The following is a 746-nucleotide window of genomic DNA, read 5'->3' on the forward strand; positions in this document are numbered from 1 at the left end:
GCCCTGGCGCGCCAGACGCCGGTGGCCGCGCGCCGGCTGATCTCGTTCCTCAGCCAGTCGCCGCTGGTGCTGGAAGGGGCCGACCACGCCTTCTACCAGGCCTTCCTGAAGGCGCTGGCCCGGGGCGCGCAGCAGCTCGAGCGCGACCTGCGCCGCGGGGTGCCGCCGCAATGGCGGCTGAACGCGGCAGTCGCCTTGTGCTTCGCGGGCCTGTGCTGCGAAGGCATCCAGCCGATCCTGCGGCGGGCCACCCGCGTGCTCTCGCGCGAGCTCGACCGCCAGATCATGGCCGACGGCGGCCACCGCTCGCGCGACCCGCGCTTCGCGATGGAACTGCTCCTCGACCTGCTGCCCCTGCGCCAGAGCTATCTCAGCCGCAGCGTCGAGCCGCCGGCGGCTTTGCTCGGCGCCATCGACCGGATGCTGCCGCTGCTGCGCCTGCTCCGGCACGCCGACGCCTCGCTCAGCCACTTCAACGGCATGGGCGCGACGGCCGCCGACCACCTCGCGACGCTGCTGATCTACGACGGCGCCCTGGCGCAGCCGATGATGCATGCGCCGAACTCCGGCTACGAGCGCCTGGAAGGCGGCCGCATCGTCATCGTGGCCGATGTCGGCGCGCCGCCGCCGCTGCCGTACTCGCTCAACGCCGGGGCCGGCTGCCTCTCCTTCGAGATGTCGAGCGGGCCGCAGCGGATCGTGATCAATTGCGGCCTGCCCGCGAGCGGCCCGGAGCTGCGCCGGCT

Annotated in this window: 1 protein-coding gene; it reads left to right on the top strand. The window is 73.5% G+C overall.

The window, feature by feature from the left end; translation table 11 throughout:
- Positions 1-746, top strand: a 746-nt coding sequence (locus FV222_RS28200) for a heparinase II/III family protein (RefSeq protein ID WP_187277526.1), incomplete at both ends; no start/stop codon positions are given.

Origin of the sequence: Methylobacterium sp. WL103 (assembly GCF_008039885.1) — a bacterium.
In the GTDB taxonomy this organism is placed as follows: domain Bacteria; phylum Pseudomonadota; class Alphaproteobacteria; order Rhizobiales; family Beijerinckiaceae; genus Methylobacterium; species Methylobacterium cerastii.